Source organism: Pseudomonas sp. TH39(2020) (genome assembly GCF_016650715.1).
Lineage (GTDB): Bacteria > Pseudomonadota > Gammaproteobacteria > Pseudomonadales > Pseudomonadaceae > Aquipseudomonas > Aquipseudomonas mandelii_C.
Genome location: NZ_JAEKFF010000006.1, coordinates 543,813 through 560,324 on the forward strand (window position 1 = coordinate 543,813; position 16,512 = coordinate 560,324).

General features: G+C 59.3%; 19 protein-coding genes and 1 pseudogene. 13 read left to right on the forward strand and 7 right to left on the reverse strand.

Annotation, left to right across the window (positions count from 1 at the left end):
- The first annotated feature begins 95 nt into the window (after nucleotides 1–95).
- From JFU47_RS10490 to JFU47_RS10500, 3 genes are all read left to right on the forward strand, one after another.
- Nucleotides 96–863 (forward strand): AraC family transcriptional regulator, encoded by a 768-nt coding sequence (locus JFU47_RS10490; RefSeq protein ID WP_201182809.1) that lies wholly within the window; start codon nucleotides 96–98, stop codon nucleotides 861–863.
- Between the two features lie 93 nt (nucleotides 864–956).
- Complete coding sequence (locus JFU47_RS10495; RefSeq protein ID WP_201182811.1) at nucleotides 957–1,274, forward strand: helix-turn-helix transcriptional regulator; 318 nt, start codon at nucleotides 957–959, stop codon at nucleotides 1,272–1,274.
- Nucleotides 1,275–1,285: 11 nt separating this feature from the next.
- Nucleotides 1,286–1,546 carry an XRE family transcriptional regulator gene (locus JFU47_RS10500; RefSeq protein ID WP_201182813.1) on the forward strand — a complete coding sequence of 87 codons (261 nt, stop codon included), beginning with the start codon at nucleotides 1,286–1,288 and terminating at the stop codon, nucleotides 1,544–1,546.
- Nucleotides 1,547–1,596: 50 nt separating this feature from the next.
- Here JFU47_RS10500 and JFU47_RS10505 read toward each other — a convergent pair whose 3' ends face one another.
- On the reverse strand, nucleotides 1,597–2,655 hold the full coding sequence (locus JFU47_RS10505; RefSeq protein ID WP_201182815.1) for an MBL fold metallo-hydrolase: 1,059 nt from the start codon (nucleotides 2,653–2,655) through the stop codon (nucleotides 1,597–1,599).
- A 214-nt stretch (nucleotides 2,656–2,869) separates the two neighbouring features.
- Between JFU47_RS10505 and JFU47_RS10510 the strand changes: the two genes are divergently transcribed.
- Together JFU47_RS10510 and JFU47_RS10515 are read left to right on the forward strand one after the other, a co-directional pair.
- On the forward strand, nucleotides 2,870–3,481 hold the full coding sequence (locus JFU47_RS10510; RefSeq protein WP_201182817.1) for a TetR/AcrR family transcriptional regulator: 612 nt from the start codon (nucleotides 2,870–2,872) through the stop codon (nucleotides 3,479–3,481).
- A gap of 124 nt (nucleotides 3,482–3,605) precedes the next feature.
- The gene (locus JFU47_RS10515) at nucleotides 3,606–4,145 is read left to right on the forward strand and encodes a DUF1003 domain-containing protein (protein WP_201182819.1); all 540 of its coding nucleotides are present in this window, start codon (nucleotides 3,606–3,608) and stop codon (nucleotides 4,143–4,145) included.
- 7 nt (nucleotides 4,146–4,152) lie between these two features.
- On the opposite strand, the gene JFU47_RS10520 is transcribed toward JFU47_RS10515, so the two are convergent.
- Nucleotides 4,153–5,094 carry a LysR family transcriptional regulator gene (locus tag JFU47_RS10520; RefSeq protein WP_201185201.1) on the reverse strand — a complete coding sequence of 314 codons (942 nt, stop codon included), beginning with the start codon at nucleotides 5,092–5,094 and terminating at the stop codon, nucleotides 4,153–4,155.
- 15 nt (nucleotides 5,095–5,109) lie between these two features.
- Here JFU47_RS10520 and JFU47_RS10525 point away from each other — a divergent pair, with 15 nt between their 5' ends.
- Together JFU47_RS10525 and JFU47_RS10530 are read left to right on the forward strand one after the other, a co-directional pair.
- The gene (locus tag JFU47_RS10525) at nucleotides 5,110–5,817 is read left to right on the forward strand and encodes a CTP synthase C-terminal region-related (seleno)protein (RefSeq protein ID WP_201182821.1); all 708 of its coding nucleotides are present in this window, start codon (nucleotides 5,110–5,112) and stop codon (nucleotides 5,815–5,817) included.
- Nucleotides 5,814–6,137, forward strand: a complete 324-nt coding sequence (locus JFU47_RS10530; RefSeq protein ID WP_140676596.1) for an antibiotic biosynthesis monooxygenase family protein — start codon at nucleotides 5,814–5,816, stop codon at nucleotides 6,135–6,137. Before JFU47_RS10525 ends, JFU47_RS10530 begins: the two co-directional genes overlap by 4 nt.
- Before the next feature lie 140 nt (nucleotides 6,138–6,277).
- Here the strand turns inward: JFU47_RS10530 and JFU47_RS10535 are convergent, their stop codons facing one another.
- Entirely contained in the window at nucleotides 6,278–6,604 is a 327-nt protein-coding gene (locus JFU47_RS10535) for a DUF2025 family protein (protein WP_201182823.1), read from the reverse strand.
- Between the two features lie 234 nt (nucleotides 6,605–6,838).
- Here JFU47_RS10535 and JFU47_RS10540 point away from each other — a divergent pair, with 234 nt between their 5' ends.
- The 3 genes and pseudogenes from JFU47_RS10540 to JFU47_RS10550 all read left to right on the forward strand — a co-directional run.
- Nucleotides 6,839–7,966 carry a glycerophosphodiester phosphodiesterase gene (locus JFU47_RS10540; protein WP_201182825.1) on the forward strand — a complete coding sequence of 376 codons (1,128 nt, stop codon included), beginning with the start codon at nucleotides 6,839–6,841 and terminating at the stop codon, nucleotides 7,964–7,966.
- A gap of 109 nt (nucleotides 7,967–8,075) precedes the next feature.
- Nucleotides 8,076–8,381 (forward strand): PepSY domain-containing protein, encoded by a 306-nt coding sequence (locus tag JFU47_RS10545; protein WP_140676604.1) that lies wholly within the window; start codon nucleotides 8,076–8,078, stop codon nucleotides 8,379–8,381.
- A gap of 204 nt (nucleotides 8,382–8,585) precedes the next feature.
- Nucleotides 8,586–8,876: pseudogene (locus JFU47_RS10550) on the forward strand (sensor histidine kinase); the annotation flags it as partial.
- Nucleotides 8,877–8,891: 15 nt separating this feature from the next.
- Here the strand turns inward: JFU47_RS10550 and JFU47_RS10555 are convergent.
- From JFU47_RS10555 to JFU47_RS10565, 3 genes are all read right to left on the reverse strand, one after another.
- On the reverse strand, nucleotides 8,892–9,239 hold the full coding sequence (locus JFU47_RS10555) for a hypothetical protein (protein ID WP_201182827.1): 348 nt from the start codon (nucleotides 9,237–9,239) through the stop codon (nucleotides 8,892–8,894).
- Nucleotides 9,240–9,398: 159 nt separating this feature from the next.
- Nucleotides 9,399–9,836, reverse strand: a complete 438-nt coding sequence (locus JFU47_RS10560; protein WP_201182829.1) for a hypothetical protein — start codon at nucleotides 9,834–9,836, stop codon at nucleotides 9,399–9,401.
- Between the two features lie 111 nt (nucleotides 9,837–9,947).
- Nucleotides 9,948–11,573 carry a methyl-accepting chemotaxis protein gene (locus JFU47_RS10565; protein WP_201182831.1) on the reverse strand — a complete coding sequence of 542 codons (1,626 nt, stop codon included), beginning with the start codon at nucleotides 11,571–11,573 and terminating at the stop codon, nucleotides 9,948–9,950.
- A 275-nt stretch (nucleotides 11,574–11,848) separates the two neighbouring features.
- Between JFU47_RS10565 and JFU47_RS10570 the strand changes: the two genes are divergently transcribed.
- Nucleotides 11,849–12,871, forward strand: a complete 1,023-nt coding sequence (locus tag JFU47_RS10570) for a transporter (RefSeq protein ID WP_140676616.1) — start codon at nucleotides 11,849–11,851, stop codon at nucleotides 12,869–12,871.
- 238 nt (nucleotides 12,872–13,109) lie between these two features.
- Nucleotides 13,110–14,723, forward strand: a complete 1,614-nt coding sequence (locus tag JFU47_RS10575; RefSeq protein WP_201182833.1) for an inorganic phosphate transporter — start codon at nucleotides 13,110–13,112, stop codon at nucleotides 14,721–14,723.
- Between the two features lie 2 nt (nucleotides 14,724–14,725).
- Here JFU47_RS10575 and JFU47_RS10580 read toward each other — a convergent pair whose 3' ends face one another.
- On the reverse strand, nucleotides 14,726–15,622 hold the full coding sequence (locus JFU47_RS10580) for a LysR family transcriptional regulator (RefSeq protein WP_201182835.1): 897 nt from the start codon (nucleotides 15,620–15,622) through the stop codon (nucleotides 14,726–14,728).
- A 121-nt stretch (nucleotides 15,623–15,743) separates the two neighbouring features.
- On the opposite strand from JFU47_RS10580, the gene JFU47_RS10585 reads away from it, so the two are divergent.
- Nucleotides 15,744–16,502 carry an SDR family NAD(P)-dependent oxidoreductase gene (locus JFU47_RS10585; RefSeq protein ID WP_201182837.1) on the forward strand — a complete coding sequence of 253 codons (759 nt, stop codon included), beginning with the start codon at nucleotides 15,744–15,746 and terminating at the stop codon, nucleotides 16,500–16,502.
- Nucleotides 16,503–16,512: the final 10 nt, after the last annotated feature.

The window sequence follows — 16,512 nt, forward strand, 5'->3', positions numbered from 1 at the left end:
GTTGAGAGCGGTCGACGATAGAACGATGCGCCTTGGCCTGCCTCAGCAAGTCAGCCAATAATGTTCGCGTTTACGCCAACCGGTGGGGCTGCTCAATGCGCAATGTTTCGATTGATCTGCTGGACCACACACCACGGCCGGTGGTGGCCATCGGTACGGATTATTCCCACGGCCATTTGTTGCCTCGTCATACACATCGGCGGGCGCAATTGTTGTACGGCGCCACGGGGGTAATGCAGGTCAGCACACATGATGGCAGTTGGGTGGTGCCGCCGCAGCGGGCGGTGTGGATTCCGCCGGGGGTGGCGCATGAGGTGCTGATGCTGGGGGTGAGCACGCGCAGTATGTATATCGAGCCGGGGGCGGTGGATCTGGGGGATCGCTGCCAAGTGATCAGCGTTTCGCCGTTGATGCGGCATTTACTGATGGAGGCGGTGGAGATCCCGCTGGCGTATGACGAGCGTGGGCGCGACGGTACGTTGATCGGCTTGCTTTTGCATGAACTGGCGCGCAGCACTCACCTGCCGTTGCACATTCCCCTGCCCGTCGATGCGCGGCTGCTCGCGTTGTGCCAGGGCTTTGTCCAGCGGCCCGACGCTCATCAGTCGCCACAGCAATGGGCCGATCAGTTGCACATCAGCCTGCGAACGTTTAATCGCCTGTTCCGCCAACAGACGGGTCTGAGTTTCAGCCAATGGCGGCAGCGGGCCTGCGTGGTGCTGGCTCTGGCGCGGCTGGTGGTGGGCGAACCGGTGACGCGGATTGCCCTGGATTTTGGCTATGACAGCCCGGCGGCGTTCTCCACGATGTTCCGCCGCGTACTGGGACAGGCGCCAACGACCTGGCTGGACGGGACGAGATAGAACCGATCAAAAAATGAGTTTGATTCGGGCTCAAAACAACTGTACAAAAACACAGTATTTTTTGAATCAGCACTCTTGAGCCCGGAGAACACCATGGCCTCTCTTGCGATGAAAATCACCCTGGAACGTATCGCCCTTTTCCAATTCACCCCCGCGCATAGCGTTCAGGCCCGAGCGATGCTGGGTTGGAGTGTGGAGGAACTGTCTCGGGAATCCGGGGTTTCGGTGGACGCTATTCAGCGATTTGAGGATGAACGCGATGTGCTGGATGTTACGCGGCTGGCGTTGGCTTATCGGTTTGAATCGGAGGGGTTGGTGTTCTTCCCGGGTTTTGCGCCGGGGAGAGGGATGAATGTGAAAGGGGCGACACCTGATCCGGTGGGGCGGGCGGATTATGCGATGGTTGAGTGAGGTGTCGGCGAATGAGTGAAGTCAATGGAAACGACAGCTGTGTTTATGAAGCGCTGGGACATCCCGATGCGGGTGAGATGCGGGGCAAATCTGAGTACGTTATGAAGATTGGCTTACTCCTCGAAACCGGTCGGTTGAGTAAGACTGAGGCGGCACAAAAGCTCGGACTGTCTAAGGAGGAGCTGAATGAAATGCTCCGCGGAAAATTTCGCGATTTGACTGTGGCAAAGATCTCGGAATATCTAAATCTGCTACAGGACCAACGCAGCTAGTTTGGTTGTGAAACTCGGGCCGCTCCGTGGGTCGGCCCGGCGACACATCATCAAGCGTTCTGAGGCTCCACCTGATCGCCAACGTTTTCCATCTCCGACCACCAGGCTCCACCCCGTTGCGGATACATCACATTAAACGCCTGCCCCATCTGCGGCGTAGTAATCGACACATTCCGCTCCCAGGCCAACGCCAGAATGCGGTCGAAAGGTTCGTTCCAGGCATGCATCGACAGATCGAACGTGCCGTTATGGATCGGCAGTAACCAGCGACCTTTGAGGTCGATGTGCGCTTGCAGGGTTTGCTCCGGCTGCATGTGCACATGCGGCCACTCAACGTTGTAAGCACCGGTTTCCATGAGCGTCAGGTCGAACGGGCCGTACTGTTCGCCGATGCGTTTGAAACCGTCGAAGTAGCCGCTGTCGCCGCTGAAGAAGATTCGCGTGTCATCGTCGATCATCACCCACGAGGCCCACAGCGTGCTGTTGCCATCGAACAGACCTCGACCGGAAAAGTGCTGCGAAGGTGTGGCGATGAACTGAATACCGTCGACCTCAGTGCCCTGCCACCAGTCCAGCTGGCGCACTTTGCTGACGTCGATGCCCCATTTGATCAGGGTGTCGCCCACGCCCAGCGGTGTAAGGAAGTACTTGGCCTTGTCCGCCAGTTTGAGCACCGCTTGATAATCGAGGTGGTCGTAGTGATCGTGGGACAGGATCACCGCTTCGATCGGCGGCAGCTCTTCGAGGCTAATCGGCGGCTGGTGGAAGCGCTTGGGGCCGGCCCATTGCACCGGTGAGGCGCGCTCGGCGAAGACCGGGTCGGTGATCCAGAATTTGCCCCGCAGTTTCAGCAGTACGGTGGAATGGCCGAGGCGATAAACGCTGTGGTCAGGGGCGGCGATCAACGCTGCCTGAGTCAGGGTTTGCACCGGGACAGGCGCCGTCGGGCGGGTGTCACGCGGTTTGTGGAAGATCATGTTCCACATGATGCGCAGGGTTTTTCGAAAGCCTTCGCGCTTTACCAGCGCATGGTTTCGAAAGAGCCCTTCTACCTGACGGGAAGCTTGCGGCGTAGAGGCGTTATCCGATGGGGAAGTTGAAGTGGCCATGACTGAATGACTCCAGGAAAACCACCTGACTCGCAGTTTTCCGCTTGGGACGATAAATGGCCAAGGCACGCACGCATCAGCCGGAGATTCTATTCTTCACTGCACAGGATTAACAAAACATTACACTGCACAGTGTAGTTTCTAGGTTGCATCAAAGCCGATCGCAAGTAAACTGCCGAGTGTAATTCTCACCACTTCCTGCCGAAGCGTACTTATGACAGCTCCACAGCGCCTCACCGACCGAAAACGCGAAGCCATTATTCAGGCGGCGATTGCCGAATTCCGTGCCAACGGTTTCGACATCACCAGCATGGACAAGATCGCTGCCACCGCCGGTGTGTCGAAGCGCACGGTGTACAACCATTTCCCCAGCAAGGAAGAGTTGTTCGCCGAAATCCTCAATCAATTGTGGGCGCGGGTGACGGCAGAGCAGGAAACCCCCTACCACCCCGACCTGCCGCTGCGCGACCAGATGCGCCAGATGCTGATGGCGAAATTGCAGATGCTGGGCGATGACAATTTTCTCGACCTGGCGCGAGTGGCCATCGCCGCCACCATCCATTCCCCGGAGCGCGCCCAGAATATGGTCGCGCGAATGGGTGAGCGCGAAGAAGGCCTGACCGTGTGGATCCGCGCCGCTCAGGCCGATGGCCGCTTGAAACCGGTCGACCCCGAATTCGCTGCGCAACAGATTCAGGGAATGCTCAAATCCTTTGCATTCTGGCCACAGATTTCCATGGGCCTGCCCGGCCTGGCAGCCGAGAGGCAGACCACGGTGGTGGAGTCGGCGCTGGACATGTTCCTGGCCTGCTATCAGCTGCAATAAATGACAATGTCCGCCGCTTTAGCGGTGACCGGTAGCGTGGAATAAAACACCGCAATGTGTTTCAGAATGAATCTGGCGCTGGGGCTATAGTGAGCCTCAGTCCCAGCGCCATGCAGAGAGCACCATGACCACCACGACTTCCGACACTAAACACGCTGCCCCCGTCGACCATCTGCGTTTTCATCGCCCCCACGCACACCTTGCGCCCACCTTCGGCAACGATAAGTTCGCCCTGCGCGCCGAGGCCTTTGCGCGGTTCTTCGGCACACCGACCTTTCTCGGGGCGCAGACGCTGATCGTGGCGGTATGGATTTGCATCAATCTGTTCGGCGTGGCCCACTTCGATCTCTACCCGTTCATCCTGCTCAACCTCGCCTTCAGCCTTCAAGCGGCTTATGCCGCGCCGCTGATCCTCCTGGCCCAGACCCGACAGGCAGCACGCGACAAAGCCCAGTCTGAAGCCGACGCCCTGCACCGCGAATCCCTCGCCGTCGCCAACAGTGAACGTCAGGCACAAGCGGCGCAGAACACCGCGCAACTGCTGGAGTTGCTCGAGCAAAACACCCGGCTCACCGAAATGACCAAGGCCCTCACCGAACGCATCGAAAGCCTGACCTCGGAAATGCATCAGCACTTCGTGCGCAAGGATCAGCCGAAGGTTTAGCGCTCGGTTAAGGCAATCGAAGCGCCTGCCCCAACTCATCGAACAACGTCACCACCGAGCGCAAGGCGCGGCAGTCCGGGCGGGTCAGCAACCAGAGCGCTGTGTCGTAACCGTGTAGTGGTTCGCTCAACGGCTGCAGCCCGTCACCGATGAGGAAGTCCGGCAAGGCCGCGACACCGAGCCCGGCCCGCACCAGCTCAGTCACCGACAACATGCTGTTGCAGCGATAACCCGGTGTGACGCCGGGCAACTGCTGACGTCGCCACACGACGGTGGGGTGATCGGGAAGGAATTCGTCCGGGGCAATCCAGGTCAGCGAAGCCAAGTCTTCGGAATCGACCGATTTCAGATACGCCTCACTGCCACAGACTCGATAGGAAACCTGCGCCAATCGCCTGCCCACCAAGTGCTCGGGCGGTGTACGAGTCAGGCGCAAGGCGATATCCGCATCCCGGCGGCTCAGATTGGCGAAGTCGTTGGAGGTACTCAACTCGATGGTCAGCGCCGGGTAGGACGGCATGAACCGCGCCAGCGCCGGCAGCAGCAAGCCCTGCAAGACCGAATCGGTGCAGGTCAGGCGCACCGTGCCGCTGATGACTTCACCGCCCTGCTCCACGCCAATGCGCGCCGCCTCCAGCGCCTGCTCGGCCCGCTCAGCCTGCTCGGCCAGGGTTTGCGCCAAGGTGGTGGGCAAGTAGCCGGCGCGGCTCTTTTCGAACAGTTGCTGGCCCAGCGCAGCTTCCAGTCGGCGCACGGCGCGAAATACGGTCGAGACGTCGACCTTCAACAACGTCGATGCCCGGACCAGAGAGCCGCCGCGTACCAACGCGAGGATCAGGGACAGGTCGGGGTAGTCCAGTCGATAGTGCGTCGGTGCATTGATCAATTGGGATAACGCCAATATTGAGTGCGTGAACGCCAATCTATAGTGGGTGCCAGGAATCAACAAGCGTGGAGCGCACACATGGAAACCCGCCCAATCCGCATCGCCCTGATCGGCGATTACGATCCGCAAGTCACTGCTCACCAGGCCATTCCCATCGCCTTCGCCATGGCTGCTGAACAGGCAAACACAGACGTGCAGTTCCAATGGTTGGCCACCGACCGCATCGGCGCCGATGCGCCATTGGCTGATTTCGACGGTTTCTGGTGCGTGCCCGCCAGCCCTTACCGCGATATGGACGGTGCGTTGCGGGCGATTCGTTTTGCCCGTGAGCAGCAACGGCCCTTCCTGGGTACCTGTGGCGGTTTTCAACACGCCGTACTCGAATACGCCCGAAATGTTCTGGGTTGGGACGATGCCGAACATGGCGAGACATCGCCGGATGCGACGCGAGCGCTGATCACGCCACTGACCTGTTCGCTGGTGGAGGCCGTCGACAGCATCCATCTGGTTGAAGGCTCGTTGATCGCCGAGGCGTACGAAAGCGCTGAAATTGTCGAAGGGTATCGCTGCCGCTACGGCGTTAATCCGGCGTTCGAACGTGAGTTGTTGACCCAACAGCTGTGCGCCGTTGGACACGATGCTTCGGGCGACTTGCGGGCGGTGGAACTCAAAGGGCATCCGTTCTTCGTCGCGACGCTGTTCCAACCTGAACGAGCAGCGCTCAAGGGCAAGCTGCCGCCACTGGTCCGTGCGTTGATCGCCGCCTGCAAGAAGCAGAAGCCATGATCGCCAAGACTCCACCAGCGCCTTACTACGCGGTGATTTTTACCTCCCTGCGCACCGACGGTGATCACGGTTACGAGCAGGCCGCCACGCGGATGGTCGAACTGGCCCGTGAGCAACCCGGTTTCCTGGGTGTGGAATCGGCTCGGGGTGAAGACGGGCTCGGGATTACGGTGTCCTACTGGGCCAGCGAAGCGGCGATTCTGGCGTGGAAACATCATCCCGAGCACAGTGAGATTCGCGAGCGCGGGCGGTCGACGTGGTATTCGGCGTGTCATACGCGGGTGTGCAAGGTTGAGCGGGCGTATGCGTTCAAACAGTAAATGATGCGGCGCTCTTCAGTCCGTCTTCGCGAGCAGGTCGAATCGTCGCACCGTCGCTCCCACATTGGTCTTGTGATCGACACATAATCCATGTGGGAGCGAGCCTGCTCGCGATAGGGCCCGCACAGTCACCGCAAAACTCAGCTCTGCACAAGACTGCGAACCGCCGAAATCTCCGGCACTTCCCGCCGATTCATGTACACCCGCAACGGCTCGGTGATGTTGATCCGGTCATCGATATTCTGATCCAGCAACAACTGAATCAACTCACGCCTGAGCGTCATGGCCTGCGCGGAACCTGGGGCCCAGACGAATTCGCTGGAGGGAATAATGCCGTCGTCAGCCACGTCCATGCCGAAGGAGTCTTCGCTGAAACGAACAATGTACTGGCCGGTCTTGCGATTGAGGCCGACGAAGCCTTTGAGTTGGTCGGCGGCCTGGCAGATGAGCTCGGAAGTGATGCGCATGATAAACCTCACAGAAGGTCGCAAAGGACCGGTGATCGATGGTTTACACGCAGGGCAAGCGAATGGGCGTTCCCTCTGCCGGGGTAACTGCCGGGGCCAAGAGTACTGCAAAGAAGCGCACAAAAGCGCTGAAAAAATCTGCTTTAAACACGTTTATGTCGGTCTGGCGATAGCGCAAGCGGCGCTCAGTTGTTAAAAGAGACGTCTTTGAAAATCTGCGAAAGGACCTCGACCATGCCTGTTACCTTCACCAAGAGCGCCCTGTTGCTGAGCCTGATGCTGGGCCTCGGCCAGGCACAGGCCGCCAGCGAGCCAAGCCCCACCGCACTGGCAACCCGTATGGGCATTCCGCATCCGGCCGTGATCGCCCACCGTGGCGCGTCCTTCGATGCCCCGGAATCCACCGCTGCGGCCTACAAACTGGCCCGCGACCTGGGTGCCGACTACCTGGAAATGGACGTGCAACGCAGCAAGGATGGCGTGCTGTTCGCCCTGCACGACGACAACCTGCAACGCACCACCGACGTCGCCAGTAAATTCCCTGAGCGCAAGGACCGCCCGGCCAACGAGTTCACTATCGCCGAGCTGAAAACCCTGGATGCCGGGAGCTGGTTCAACGCTGCCTACCCGGATCGCGCGCGTCCTTCGTATGTCGGTCTGAAAATTCTGACCCTCGACGAAATCATCGACATTGCCCAAGGCAATCCGCTGCACAAGCCCGGTCTGTACATCGAAACCAAAGAGCCGAAGCAGTTTCCCGGGATCGAGCGCGACCTCAAGGAAAAACTCCAGGATCGCGGCTGGTTGAGCCCGGCGGGTTCGAAACTGGCAAAGAGCGACCTGGCGGTTGGCCAGGGCAAAGGTAAGGTCGTGCTGCAAACCTTCGAGAAGAGCAGCCTCGAACTGCTTGAGAAGGAAATGCCGAAAGTGCCGAAAATTCTCCTGCTGTGGGTCGGTGAAGGCAGCATCGAGCCGAAATCCAAAGTGACGTTTGCCGAGTCCGGCGACAAGGACAAAGCCACTTACTACGCCAAACAGCAACCGAAAGACAAAGCCGAATTCCAGCAATGGGTCGAGTACGCCAAAGCCCAGGGCGCGATCGGCACCGGCCCTTCTGCCGCGCTGACCAAGGGCGGCGATCAGAGTTACTCGGACCTGGTGCAACCCTGGATGAACCAGTACACCCACGATCAGGGCTTGTTGGTGCACGTTTACACCATCGACGATGCCGTGGATTACCAGAAAGTCATGGACGCCGGCGTCGACGGCATCTTCACCAACCGCGCCAGCGAACTGCTGAAGTTTTACAAGCGCCCGGCGGCGGCCAGCGTTGCGCAGTTGCTGCAGAACAACGGTTATTGATGAACGTGGGAACGATCGCTACCCAGTCGTGTTTGGAGAATTAAGGGTGGATTAAGTTGCGCCGGTTAACTTGATCCCACTTAAACGATTCACCCAAGGAAAGAACTTCATGAAAACCCTGACTGCCCTGTTCACTGCCGCAGCCCTGACTCTTACCGCTGGCCTGGCCCAGGCCGATGTCCGCGTCGACCAGATTCCCGAGCTGGTCAAAAGCGGCAAGATCAAGCCACTGGAAGAAATGAACCAGGCTGCTCTAAAACTGCATCCGGGCGCGACCATCACCGACACGGATCTGGACAACCACTTCAATAACTATGAATACGAAGTGGAACTGAAAACCGCTGACGGCAAAGAATTTGATGTGGACTTCGATGCCACCACCGGCAAAGTACTGAGCAACAAACAAGACACCTGATGCACAAACACCAAGCCGCACGATCTTCGGATCGCGCGGCTTTTTTGCACGTCAAATTCAGGCAATCAAGCCGCGCCAACGCAGCATCAGCCCGCTAGAATCCCACCACACTGTTCATGCAGAGATGGATTGAAATGGGGGCAAGCAGCGGCAGCAGACATCGCCACGATCGGTCGGATCAGTGCGGTGCCGGCGATTCTTCAAGTTGTGGCAAATGCGGTTGCTCACGGAGACCCCGATGGCCCGATCGACATCAGCGCGCAGATCAATGAAGGACAGTTTGTGCTGAGCGTGAAAAAACAGGGGCTGATTGCCGAGGATGCGTTGCCCCATCTGTTCCGGCCCTACTCGCGACCGGCCAGCGGAACACCGCAGACCGGCCTCGGGTTGGGTTTGTACATTGCCCGTCTGATTGCGCAGTCCCATGGTGAAAAACTGGACGCAGTCTCGACCGGGCAACAGGGCACGACGTTTACGTTCAGCTTGCGGGTGTGATCTGCCAGGCTCGAATCACTTGACCATAATGATCAACGGCTTGGAGCGCCAGATTCGGTCGTCTCTGACAACCTCGTAAAAGGTAGTCACCAAACCCGGTGTGATGAAGCTTTCCTTCACATAGAAATGCACAGGGTTTACTTCTTCAATCTCGGTGATCTCATGCGTAAAAACTGTTTCAGTGCCTGCGTAGGTGATCCATACCACCTCAAGATGATCCCCTTCGCTCAAACCCTGTTTGCCAGGGACTAACGCCCGCAGACCGGGAGCCGAGGGTAAAGACACCTCGCCCTCATACTCCTGACCTTCGACCGGCGTCATGCTCGGGATCGTCAGTTTTTCCAACACTTCAAGCGTAGACATAGGAACACTCCTTATCGGGATAATCGCGCCATTGCGCTGACCCGATCATCAAGCCGTTCGGAACGCTCCCCGTCTACTGTCAGAAGTAACAGGTACCCTCTAAATCAATGGGTTTGAAGCGTCGAATCCGACCAGCGGTCATGCCTACTGAACGGGATATCAGGCCGAAGTGCTGACCAGAGACCCCGAAGTGCTTGAACCGGAATCCTGCAACGCCTGCAACAACGCCGCCGTCGCGGTCTGCAACGAAGCTGAAGTGGCCGCCATCTGCGACTGAGCCGCCGCGACGTCCGCCGCTTTTGCCTCGGCGCTTTCCTGTTTGGCCTGGGCCGCTTGCAGTTGCTGCTGTTGTTCCTGCAATTGCTTTTGCAGCTCGGCGATCTGCTTGCGCAGCTCTTTCACCGTATCGGATTCTTCGCTACTGCTGGAACTGCTGCCGCTCGCCGCGGGGGCGCCGCCGGCGGATACCTTGGTGGTGTCGCTGGACGCCTCAGCGGTTGCCGTGACTGAGGTGTCTTCGGTGCTGTCGCTGAGGGCAGTCTTGTTCGAAGCAGTCGAGGCCGTCGGGGTGATCGAAACGGAAGTGATGCTGACCATGGCGGTTTTCCATTGGGATTTGGGATTACCGTGGTCATCGACATCGACACTGCGGACTTGAGATCGACTGTGTACCGACTCAGTAAGCAAACCGGTACACAGTCATTCCCGTTACGCGCTTAAACGCGCCGTGACTTCATTCAACTGCCCTGACAACCCATGCAGGTTGTGGCTGGCCGCTTCGGTGCGCTGCACGTTATCCAGATTGGTGCTGGCGATGCTGGTGATCTCGGTGAGGTTGCGCGAGATGTCTTCGGCCACCGATGTCTGCTCTTCCGCGGCGGTAGCGATCTGGCGGTTCATGTCGCGGATGGCTTCCACGGCAAGGGTGATGCGCTCCAGCATGGCGCCGGCCTGAGTCACTTGCTCGACACTTTCCTCACTGCGCGACTGACCACTTTCAATCGCCTGAGCGGCGTCCACCGCACCGGTTTGCACCGTTTGAATGATCTGGTTGATCTCGATGATCGATGCCGCCGTGCGCTGGGCCAGGCTGCGGACTTCATCGGCCACCACCGCAAAACCGCGCCCGGCTTCACCGGCACGGGCTGCTTCGATGGCGGCGTTGAGCGCCAGCAGATTGGTCTGCTCGGCGATGCCGCGAATCACTTCCAGTACCTTACCGATGCGCCCGCTGTCGGTTTCCAGACGACGGATGACCGTGGCGGTATTGGCGATTTCGCCGCGCATTTGGGTGATGGTGTGAATGGTGCCCTGCATGACCTTTTCGCCCTGCTGGGCGGACTGGTCGGCATCATCGGCGGCACGTGCCGCATCGGCAGCGTGACGTGCGACTTCTTGCGCGGTAGCAGACATTTCGTTCATCGCCGTGGCCACCTGATCGGTGCGGTTGAACTGCTCGTTAGTGCCACTGGCCATAAGGCTGGCGATGGAATTCAGCTCACCGCTGGCGCTGTCCAGATCCGAGGCGCTGCGCTGCAAACGGTTGAAGGTTTCGGCAAGAAAATCGCGCAGGGTATTGGCGGCCATCGCCAGTTTGCCCAACTCGTCCTGACGGGTGCTGGCCACGCGTTCGGCGAAACGACCCTGGCTGAGTTGCGCCACGTACTCGATCAGTTTGCGTATCGGTTCCACCAGGTTGCGGTTGACCAGCCACAGGCTCAGCAACCCGATCAACAGACCCGAGACGAGCATCACAATGATCCCCAGCAACACGGTGCGGTCGGCCCCGGTGCTGATCAGCTTCGATTGCTCGGCACCCTGCTTGCGCAATTCGCTGACCAACTCACTCATCTGCTCGCTGGTCGCGCGGTCCACACCTTTGACCGCCGTGTCGCCAACCGTTGGGTCGGCGCCTGCCGCCACGTAGGCGTCACGGCCCTTCTGATAAGCCGCGCCCAACAGACGATGTTCGTCCCGCAGGCGTTCGATGCGAGTCTTGAGTGACGGCTCGATACCCTTCTGCCCGGCCAGTTCACCGAGGATGCCCTGCACGTCGCGCTGACGGTCCTCGAATTGCTTCCAGTATTTGTCCAAGTCCGCAGGCTGCTTGCCGCGTAGCAGAACGTTTTTCCATTCCTGAACCTGCACCTTAAATTGCAGGTTGGCTTCATCGATCAATTGCGAGGTGTGCAGCGGGCCTTCGATCAGATTCGCGTAGTTCTGAACACCGCTGGACAGAAAGTGAAAGCAGGCCAGGGCGATCAGCAACATGGCCAACAGGCTGCCGCTCAACAAGGCAAGGATTTGTGCTCTCAGGGATTTTTGCAAAAACATCGAGTGATCTCATGGCAGGGATAAGGCACGCCGCGATCAGGCGTGAAAGGTGTCCGGACATCCCTGTCTGCGACCTTGGCCAGTGGCCAAAACCGTGCAAGTTAACGTAGGCAAGATCGGCGTGCCAGAGCGGTTCTTTAATCAATTCCGACCGTCGGTAGTGCCACTATTTCGCCTCTACCGTTCTGTCACAAAACTGTCAAAACACCTTGCGATGATGCGGCTCAAGTGAACCTGTGAAACCCGCGACAGGCGCCTCCTCACAGCGAGACCTCATGAACCACAGCATCGACCAAAGCCATCGCGACACTGACCTGTTCGGTCTGCTGTACGGTTTCAGTTTTCGCCCCGGCGAGCGCGGCCGGGAGCTCGATTCGGCCAAGGCGTTGCAGTGCCTGCAACAGCCCGGCGACAACGACGAATTTCTCTGGCTGCACCTCAACCTGGCTCATGCGGCGTGCGAGCGTTGGATGAAAAGCCATCTGGAATTGCCCGACGAATTTTTCGAAGCGCTGCATGAGGGCTCCCGTTCGACGCGCATCGAGCATGTGGATTCAGCGTTGCTGGCGGTGGTCAACGACGTGGTGTTCAACCTCAGCAGCATGGTTTCCTCCGATGTTTCGACGCTGTGGGTCTGCGCCCGCAGTCGGCTGATCGTCAGCGCGCGACTGCAACCGCTGCACTCGGTGGACAAGCTGCGCTCGTCGGTGAAGGCCGGTGAATGCTTTCGCTCGCCGCTGGAATTGCTGGTGCATCTGCTGCGCGATCAGGGCGAAGTGCTGACCCAGATCGTGCGCAAGACCAGCCTCAGTGTCGATCAGATCGAAGATGAATTGCTGTCCTCGCGGCTGTCGACCAACCGGGCAGAGCTGGGTGCCAACCGACGGGTGCTGGTACGCCTGCAACGCTTGTTGGCGCTGGAACCGGGCTCGTTGCTGCGCCTGCTTAATCGCCCGCCGCTGTGGTTGCAGAAGGAGGATGTGAAGGAATTGCGCAAGTCCACCGAGGAGTTCGCGCTGATCATCAACGACCTCACGGCGCTGGGCGAACGGATCAAGCTGTTGCAGGAAGAAATCGCCGCCAACCTCAACGAACAGAGCAACCGCACACTGTTCACCCTGACCGTGGTCACGGTACTGGCGTTGCCGATCAACATCATCGCCGGGTTCTTTGGCATGAACGTCGGTGGGGTGCCGCTTTCCGGCGACCCGGAAGGGTTCTGGATTCTGGTGGCGTTGGTCGCGACGTTTACCGTGATCGCCGGGCGTTGGGCGTTTCGTAAACGCCAGGATTATTGAGCCTCCCCCGTTGATCGTTCCCACGCTCTGCGTGGGAATGCATCCATTGACGCTCTGCGTCAACGCTGGACGCAGAGCGTCCGGGGCGGCATTCCCACGCAGAGCGTGGGAACGATCAGGGTAGTGAGTTCTGATGGACGGCATTAGCAAAAACCCAAAACCCTGACCTAACGCAGCCTCCCTGTAACATTCAGCAACGATCATGGGCGACACTCCTTCTCCCTCAGGATTGTCCGTCATGGCTACTCCTTCCTTCACCGCCGCCCAAGCGCCCACCAGTAGCGCCAAACCGCAACTCGACAAGAAGCCCGGCTTGCTCACCATCGTGATTTTCTTCGCAGTGCTGGGGAGCGGGCTGTTGTTCACCGCCTACAGCCTGATGCACGACATGAACGAAATCGGCACCGTGGTGACCACCTGGACGCCGTTTCTGCTGTTGGGCGTGGCGCTGCTGATTGCCCTCGGTTTTGAGTTCGTCAACGGTTTTCACGACACCGCCAACGCCGTGGCCACGGTGATTTACACCAACTCCTTGCCGCCGAATTTCGCAGTGGCCTGGTCCGGGTTCTTCAACTTCCTCGGGGTGCTGCTGTCCAGCGGCGCGGTGGCGTTCGGCATCATCGCCCTGCTGCCGGTGGAACTGATTCTGCAAGTCGGTTCCTCCGCCGGTTTCGCGATGATTTTCGCCCTGTTGATCGCCGCGATCCTGTGGAACCTCGGCACCTGGTGGCTGGGCTTGCCGGCGTCTTCGTCGCACACCCTGATTGGCTCGATCATCGGTGTCGGCGTGGCCAATGCCCTGATGCACGGTCGTGACGGCACCAGCGGCGTAGACTGGGCGCAGGCAACCAAAGTCGGATACGCACTGTTGCTCTCGCCGCTGATCGGCTTCGCGTTCGCCGCGCTGTTGCTGCTGGCCTTGCGGGCTTTCGTCAAGAATCGTGCGCTGTATAAAGCACCGAAGGGCAACACGCCGCCACCTTGGTGGATTCGCGGCATGTTGATCCTGACCTGCACCGGTGTGTCTTTCGCTCACGGTTCCAACGACGGCCAGAAAGGCATGGGCCTGATCATGCTGATTCTGGTCGGCACGCTGCCGATGGCTTACGCACTGAACCGCACCATGCCGGCGGACCAGGCGCTGCAGTTTGCCGCCGTGGCCGAAGTCACCCAACAAGCGCTGGTCAAAAGTTCGCCGCTGCCAGCGCCCGCCGATCCTCGCGCGGTGTTGTCCGAATACATGCGCAGCAAGGAAGCCTCACCCCAACTGATCCCCGCCCTCGCCGCCTTGACCGGCTATATCGGGAACGAAGTGAAGGGCTACGGCTCACTCTCGAAAGTCCCGGCCGAGGCCATGGGCAACGTGCGTAACGACATGTACCTGACCAGCGAAACCATTCGCCTGATGGACAAAAACAAGGTCGGCAACTTCGACGCCGACACCAGCGGCAAGCTGCAACTGTTCAAGCAGCAGATCGACAACGCCACACGGTTCATTCCCCTATGGGTGAAAATCGCGGTGGCCATCGCCTTGGGGCTGGGCACCATGGTCGGCTGGAAACGTATCGTGGTGACGGTCGGCGAGAAGATCGGCAAGACCCACCTGACGTATGCGCAAGGCGCCTCAGCGGAAACCGTCGCGATGCTGACCATTGGCGCGGCGGACATGTTCGGCCTGCCGGTGTCGACCACACACGTACTGTCATCGGGCGTGGCCGGGACCATGGTCGCCAACGGCGGCGGCTTGCAGATGAAGACCATCCGCAACCTGCTGATGGCCTGGGTGCTGACCTTGCCGGCGGCGATTCTGTTGTCGGGCAGTTTGTATTGGCTCTTCACCAAGCTGTTCTAAGGTCAGATGGTTGACTGGATCACCTGCCCCAACCAATCCATGAACGCTCTCACCCGCAACGGTAAATGCCGTTGCCGGGCGTAGAGCAGCGAAACCTCCATGGATGGCGCATTGAATTGCGGCAGCACCGCCACCAGCTCGCCGCTGCGCAGGTGGGGCTGCATGCCCATCAGCGGCGCCTGGATCAAACCAAAACCGCCTAGACACGCCGACTCGTAACAATCGGTGCTGTTGACCGTGACGCTGCCCGCCATTGGCAATCGATGCAGCTTGCCCTCTTGCTCGTACAAAAAACCCTCCGACCGCGAACCCAATACGCCGACGTAATGGACCAGTCGATGCTGCGTCAGGTCTTCGAGCCGTTCAGGCACGCCATAACGCTGCAGATACTCGGGGCTGGCGCAGTTGACCATGGTGAAATCGCACAAGTGACGCGCGACCACCGATTGATCCGGCTGCGCGCCGACTCGCACCACGCAATCAAACCCTTCGCTGAGCACATCGACCCGGCGGTCGGTGCTGCTGATTTCCAGCTCGAGATTGGGGTGCTGAGCCATGAACTCGGGCAGACGCGGCATCACCACCCGACGGGCCAGAATGTTCGGCATGTCGATGCGAATCCGCCCAACGAGCGACGCTTCGTCCTGGCGGAACAACCCTTCGATTTCGTCCATGTGCGACAGCAAATCCTTGCTGCGCTCGTACAACACCAGGCCGTCCTGAGTCGCCTGAACCTTACGCGTGGTGCGTTGCAGTAACCGCGTGCCGACCAGCATTTCGAGGGCCTGGACGTGCTCGGACACGGTGGACCTGGGCAAACCCAGGCTTTCACCGGCGAGGGTAAAACTCGACATCTCGGTGACGCGAACGAAAGTGCGCAACAGTTCCAGCTTGTTCATGGGCCGACCTTTATTGTTCGGATTAACCGACCAGTGATTCCGATTTCAGCCTGTTTATCACTTCAGGACGGATAAATAAACTTCCTCCACATCATCACCCACTGCTCCTTGAGGAAGCCCCATGAACCGTAAAATCGCACTGATCACCGGCGCCAGCCGCGGCCTTGGCAAAAACGCAGCCCTGCATTTGGCAGCCCAAGGCATCGACATCATCGGCACCTACAACAGCCGCGCCGAAGAGGCACAAGCACTGGTCACAGAAATCGAAACCCTCGGCGCTCGTGCAGTCATGCTGCAACTGGACGTTGGTCAGAGTGAAGGCTTCGCAGATTTCGCCACGCAGGTCGCCAATGTTTTGCGCAGCCGTTTTGATCGCGAGCACTTCGACTTCTTGCTCAACAACGCCGGCATCGGCCTGAATGCAACTTTCGTTGACACCACCGTCGCCCAGTTCGATTTACTGATGAACATCCATCTGAAGGGGCCGTTCTTCCTCACCCAGAACCTGCTGCCGCTGATGGCTGACGGTGGCCGTATCCTCAACGTTTCCAGCGGTCTGACCCGCTTCAGCTTGCCGGGTTACGGCGCCTACGCGGCGATGAAAGGCGCGATGGAAGTGCTGACGCGTTATCAGGCCAAGGAACTCGGTGCGCGCGGCATTTCCGTGAATACCCTGGCACCCGGGGCGATCGAAACCGATTTCGGCGGCGGCACGGTGCGTGATAACAGCGACGTGAACAGCTATGTCGCCGGCAATACCGCATTGGGGCGCGTTGGTCAGCCGGATGACATCGGTGCTGCGATTGCGCTGTTGCTGGCCCCGGGTAGCCAGTGGATCAACGGGCAGCGCGTGGAAGCGTCGGGCGGGATGTTTTTGTAAACGCCTTAAG